The 6,088-nt window shown below is 39.9% G+C and carries 6 protein-coding genes; 2 read left to right on the top strand and 4 right to left on the bottom strand.

The window, feature by feature from the left end; genetic code table 11:
- Positions 1-327: 327 nt before the first annotated feature.
- The gene (locus tag WFH04_RS03545; protein ID WP_336822680.1) at positions 328-885 is read right to left on the bottom strand and encodes an ATP-binding protein; all 558 of its coding nucleotides are present in this window, start codon (positions 883-885) and stop codon (positions 328-330) included.
- Positions 886-889: 4 nt separating this feature from the next.
- Positions 890-2,140: an IS21 family transposase gene (istA, locus tag WFH04_RS03540; protein ID WP_408020160.1), complete on the bottom strand. Its 1,251-nt coding sequence runs from the start codon at positions 2,138-2,140 to the stop codon at positions 890-892.
- A 474-nt stretch (positions 2,141-2,614) separates the two neighbouring features.
- Here istA and WFH04_RS03535 point away from each other — a divergent pair, with 474 nt between their 5' ends.
- Entirely contained in the window at positions 2,615-3,097 is a 483-nt protein-coding gene (locus WFH04_RS03535) for a DinB family protein (RefSeq protein ID WP_336822679.1), read from the top strand.
- Positions 3,098-3,412: 315 nt separating this feature from the next.
- Here the strand turns inward: WFH04_RS03535 and WFH04_RS03530 are convergent, their stop codons facing one another.
- Complete coding sequence (locus WFH04_RS03530) at positions 3,413-4,204, bottom strand: DUF6612 family protein (RefSeq protein WP_336822678.1); 792 nt, start codon at positions 4,202-4,204, stop codon at positions 3,413-3,415.
- Between the two features lie 102 nt (positions 4,205-4,306).
- Positions 4,307-5,431 carry an o-succinylbenzoate synthase gene (gene menC / locus WFH04_RS03525; protein ID WP_336822677.1) on the bottom strand — a complete coding sequence of 375 codons (1,125 nt, stop codon included), beginning with the start codon at positions 5,429-5,431 and terminating at the stop codon, positions 4,307-4,309.
- Between the two features lie 113 nt (positions 5,432-5,544).
- Between menC and WFH04_RS03520 the strand changes: the two genes are divergently transcribed.
- Positions 5,545-6,084 (top strand): transcription repressor NadR, encoded by a 540-nt coding sequence (locus WFH04_RS03520; protein ID WP_336822683.1) that lies wholly within the window; start codon positions 5,545-5,547, stop codon positions 6,082-6,084.
- Positions 6,085-6,088 lie beyond the last annotated feature (4 nt).

Below are 6,088 nucleotides of genomic sequence, written 5' to 3'. Positions count from 1 at the left end.
GATGAAGCGCAATGCCTATGGTTTTAGGCGCTTCGATCACTTTAAAGCAAAGATATTATTAAACATTAGATATAAAGAAATTGGGGTTCATTTAGGATAAGAATTATTTGAATACAAAAATCGGTATAAAAGAGATTCGTTGATTGGAGCGAAAGGCGGCGACTCCTGCCGGAATAGCATGAGCTGAAGACCCTGGACTGAGCAAAGCGAGGGAAGCGGCTGAAGCCATGCCGGCGGAAAGCGTCCGCCCTGTAGCGCAAATCAACATTACTCAGCGGTACCTAAGTAAAAGGGTGACGTGCAAATCACATCACCCCAACATTTGATTTAGAACCGAAAAAACAGATTGGCAGTGACTTCGTCAAAGTCGAAATATCCGACTTCATCCAAAATAATGAGATCTGGTTTACATAAACGCTTCATTAAATACGATAGTGTGCCTTTTTGTGAAGCCTTTTGACATTGCTCTCCTAACTCATTGGCCGTAATAAACAAGACGTTGTAACCTTTGGCTAACGCTTCTAACCCAAACCCGATGGCGAGATGTGTCTTTCCCACCCCCGGTGGGCCGAGTATGATGCGGTTTTCTCCATTTGCGATAAAACGGCAGGTACAAGTCTCTTTGACGCGTTGCTCACTAATACTAGGCTGAAAGCTAAAGTCGAATTCATGGATCGTTTTTGTATACGGAAATTTTGCTTTGCGAATTCGTTTGGCCAAAGCCTCTGATTCTCGATGTTCCCATTCCTGTTTTACCAGGGTGTCAAGAAAGTCAAAATATGATAAAGTATTGGCAGAGGCACTCTCGACTAGTTCATCTAGTTGCTGGGCTGTCTGCTGCCACCCGAGCGCTTTTAAGCGTTCTTCGAGTATTGATGAATGCATAACCTTATTCTCCTTCCTCGAGCGCAGCGTATATTGCTAACGATCGACTTTCAACGGTCGGTATTGGAGTAGGGGAATCTGGGGTCGCCAAACCATGTAGATTCTTTTCCTGCTCTTTTTCTGTTCCCGGTAGCCCTTGATAATGCTCGGCATTCATAGTCACTTGATGTCTGCCATCTAGTAGCGGATGTACGGCTATCCGTTCATACTCGTCGTATAGTTCAAGCATTCCTTCATTCGTTTCATGTACCTTCACTTGCTGTCCCGCATATCGATACGGCACTGAATACTTATTCTGCTGATAGGAAATAAAACAATCCTTACTCACTTCCCGGAGTTCCCATTGTCTTACTTGATACAGCGGTTTTGTATTCCATGGAATCAAAAGCGCACGCTCTTCCTCGAACCGATCACATGGGCGTTGTTGCGTCGTTTGATTGCGTTTTTTGTGAACCACCTCATCCAGCCATTTACGCACTTCTGAATTCAAATCTTCCAGGTTTTCAGGTAGGCGACGCTTAAGGAAATTTGATTTTAAATAAGCTACAGCCCTCTCTACTTTTCCTTTTGTCTGCGCCCGATAAGGCTTGCAGGCTTTCGGAATAACTCCATAATAGGATAGAAAATCCTCGAACTTTTTGTTAAAACGAATCTGGCTGACACTGTGTTTCGTGACGACAGTTCGCATATTGTCGTAAAGAAGTTGCTGGGGAATACCATTGAAATAGCTAAAGGCATTCATATGACATTTCATTAGCGTTTCCTGCGTCATATCCGTTGTAAACTCAATGTATCGTTTACGGGAATAACTTAGGATCATAAGAAAGGCGTACAACGGACGCTTCAATCCATCTACAAAAAACTCACCGATATTCTCTTCCCAATCTACTTGCGCCTGTCGTCCAGGAATCGTTTCAAATCGGACAGTTGCTTGTTTCTTCGGCGCCTCCCGAAAGGGTTGGACAAATTCTCGAAGAATGGTGCTTTTTCCTTCGTAGCCTTTCGCTCGGATTTCTTCTATTAAAACTGCACAATTTGTAGTACCTTCTTTAATTCGTTCTAGCAGATACGGCTTGAATGGATCCAACTTACTTCCTCTTTTAGCCCGTTTTTCTGAATACGGTGTAGCTTCTGCCTTTAAATGTTTCCTGATGGTTTTTCGATCAAATCCTGTTTCCCTTGCAATCGCACTGATTGTCCAGCCTTTCTGTTTCAATTCTCTTATCATAAAAAAGTCCTCCAACAATAACGTCATTCCCACACTTCCAATCTATCTCTCTCAAAATAGATTATCCGTAAAAACTGGGGAATTTTAAACCGTTATTATTGAGGATTTTAACACCGATATTCACAGGCATATCCCAATGCAAATTATTCGTCCAAAAAATATTGATTTTTAAATACTATATCCCTACCTACGCTCGCAGAATCTCCATGCGAATCCCTAATAAGCGACGAATATTTACCTATATTATGTAATTCCATTATTTCAATGGCTTGATTGCCAAATATAGATTTTGGTATGATGTAATTCATATATTGTTGAATTTTCCCTCAAATTAAAAAACATCTTTTATTCTAACATGAAAAAATAGTCTATAATGTTGGTTCGGAAATTAATTGAGCTCCAATTGAAGTGACAAAACCAACTTCATATTAATAGAGGGATTTTTGTAGTAGCCATACAGAATAGAGCTTGATATTGTACCAATTTCAGGAGGGAGATCAAATGTATTTAAAAACACCAGAAGACCAAAAGCTAATTGAATCATACAAAAGTGCACCGAGCGAACTTATGCAAGCAATTGCAGGCTTAAATGAGTCTGACTTGAATCAGACAAGAGCACCAGGTACATGGTCAATCAGGGAAATTGTACATCACATCGTAGACTGTGATATGAATTATGTTCAATTTAACCGATACGCCTTAGCGGATACAGGTAAAACCTATTTTTTTAATGAGTTTAATGGAGATAGTTGGAACTTCAAGATGGACTATAAAAACCGTTCCATTGAATCAGAATTAAAGCTTTTCACGATGATGAGGGAATATATCGCATATTTATGTATCATTTTAAATGATTCACTGGACAGGGTACTTGTACATGAGCACGGAAAGGCTACCGTACGAGATGCTCTTCGGCATGATACTCAACATGTTTTACATCATATCGAGCAAATCCTTGAAACCCGTAGAATAAACAACATTTAATCGTTTTTGGGATGAGTTACAAAAGGTAAATGAATTGGGAAAGACAAAATGAAGGGAACTATTGTTCAGTTATGTGCTAAATTATTTATTAGTTCCATAGTTACTTGTGATTTTCACCCGCCTACAGAACCCGTTTGATTGGGGTCTTGTGGCTTGTAGATCATATGTAGGAATGAATCGATTTTCCTTCTTGAATTTTCATTCCTAATTATCGCCTCATATTGAATCCCTTTTTTGATTACGCAAGGTAGTGATAACTTATAAAGTTGAAAAACAGCACCTCCATAAGGAAAGATGCTGTTTTTTTTGATTGATTCATTTCGAAGCAATTTCCTGCACTTCTTTCGGAATTGCAAAATCCTTAATGTCATTAAAATAACTGTATGTCGCATTCATTTTTTGTCGGGAGCGGTATGAATTCCCGTCAGCGAAATGGCGGACATCTGATGACATTTTGAAGCTCGTTACGTATGAAGTGCTTTTATTAAATGTAATGACAAGCTCCATTTTATCGACAATCCTAAAACCATCGTTTACTGGCCCTGCATCTGGAAAGACTTTTTTAAACTCTTTGAATCCATTTCGGTCTAAAGTCAATTTCAGTGCATAACCATATTCGATCGGTTCCAATATGAAATCATCTTTAAATGGTTCAAATTTGGATAAATCAAGCGTAGGATAGACAGCGTCAACAAAGCTTCCGTATTGTTCTTCAATCGTACCGACTTGTTGCCACTCCGCATCGTCCGCTTTTTTAACGATATTCTTGCCGCTTATATTATAAAAGTTTTCTTCATACTTTTTTATGCCTCGTGGCGCAACCGTAGCAGTATGTTTCACTTTTTCAGGATCCAAGTATGCGTCAACTTGCAAGTCGTAAACGACGCCTGCTTTTTCGGGATTTTCAATATCACCGTTATAAACGGTTACTGCATAATCATCAAAATTGATATGGGCATGAACCGATTTTAGCGAGGTCTCTGTCGCTTCATTGGATTTTGCCATTAATTTTTCAGCCGTTAGCTTGTCCTGCGCCTCACTCGAATTACAAGCAGATAGTAAAAGCGCAAGCGAACCCGCCATTACGGCACCGAATATTTTTTTCACAAAAAACTCCCTCTCTTAAAACATACCTTCATTTTACGGTAAAAATCGTTCTTCTTCAATCCATTGGACGGAAATGTCTACGGAAAAGTTCCAAATGATGCCTCAGCTTATAAAATCATTTCGGTTAAACTGCCAAATGCCTGTCGTAAATTTCTCGACCATTTCAATATTCGGTTCGTAGCCAATGCCAAATGCAGTTGGCACTGATATATAACCATCTTCCACTACTACTTCCGGTTGAATAATATCTTGATCCCAATAACGGGAAGATCCAGCAGTATCTCCAGGAAGAATGAAATTCGGAAGCGTCGTCAACGCAATATTATGCGCACGCCCGACTCCTGCTTCAAGCATGCCGCCGCACCAGACTGGAATGCCATGTTCAAAGCAAATATCATGGATCTTTTTCGCTTCCGTCAGTCCACCTACTCTGCCTATTTTAATATTGATGACGCCTGCACTTCCTATTTCAATCGCTTTTCTTGCATCTTCCAATGATGTGATGCTTTCATCTAAGCAGATTGGCGTTTGAATCATTTTTTGCAATTTTGCATGATCGATAATATCGTCATGTGCCAATGGTTGTTCAATCATTAATAGGTCGAGAGAATCCAGCTGTTTCAGCTTCTCCGCATCAGCAAGCGAATAAGAGGAGTTAGCATCTGCCATAAGGGGAACATCTGGAAATGCTTTGCGCAATTGCTTCAACACTTCAATATCTGCATCCGGTTTAATTTTCACTTTTATCCGTTTGTATCCTTCATCTATATATTTTTGGACGATGCTGATTAAATCGGACAAGCTTCCTTGAATGCCTATGCTTATACCAACTTCGATACGTTTTCGCTTGCCGCCCAAAGCTTCTGCCAAAGTCGTGCGATTACGCTTTGCATAGGCGTCCCAAATCGCACCTTCAACTGCAGCTTTCGCCATATTATTTCTTCGAATTGGCGAAAACCGCTCGCTCACATCATCCGGATGCTCAATATGGCAATTAAATAGTATAGGTACCAAAAAATCTTTTATTATATGAAAGTTCGTGTCAACGGTTTCTTCTGTATACCACGGTGCGTCAAATGCGACGGATTCACCCCATCCTCTATTTCCTAATTCATCGATTGCTTCTAATAATAAAAAATGTTTATCGATCATTGTGCCAAAGCTTGTCGTAAAAGGAGTTTTCATTCGCATTTTCATTCTGCGCACAATTATTTTTTCAATCTGCATATATGCTCTCCCCCTGCAATTCAATCCATATTTATTATACACTTATATCAATGATGGAACATACTCAACTGCAAAGGCAAATATGGTAAAATAAGAGGAACGGAGGGATGAAATTGAGTGGAAATGACAGACTTCCGGCAGAAGAACGCCGGAAATGGATACTTGATAAGTTAAAATCTTTAGGGGTACCAATGACGGGCAAAGAACTTGGCGAATTGACGAATGTAAGTCGACAAGTTATCGTCGGCGATATAACACTATTAAAAGCGAAAGAAGAACCGATTATCGCTACGAGTCAAGGCTATTTATACTTGAGCGAACAAAATGGGCCTAACAAGATTGAAAAAACATTCGTCTGCAAGCATGCATCCGAGAAAACAGAGGATGAGCTAAATATTATGGTTGACCATGGATTGACTGTAAAAGACGTAAGAATCGAGCACCCCGTGTACGGTGATTTAAGCGCGTCCATTATGGTTTCCAATCGTCAGGAAGTGAAAGATTTCATTCGACGGATTGATATAGCAAATGCCGTCTATTTATCCAAGCTTGCAGAAGGTGGCATTCATATGCATACAGTTTTATCAGATAATGAAAAACAAATTGCTGATGCAGAGCAAGCGTTAAAAAATGCAGGTATCCTACTTGAATAAGGAT

This window comes from Sporosarcina sp. USHLN248, assembly GCF_037144575.1.
Lineage (GTDB): Bacteria > Bacillota > Bacilli > Bacillales_A > Planococcaceae > Sporosarcina > Sporosarcina contaminans.
The sequence above is the reverse complement of the archived record's forward strand: the minus strand, read 5'-3'. Positions and strand labels throughout refer to the sequence as shown.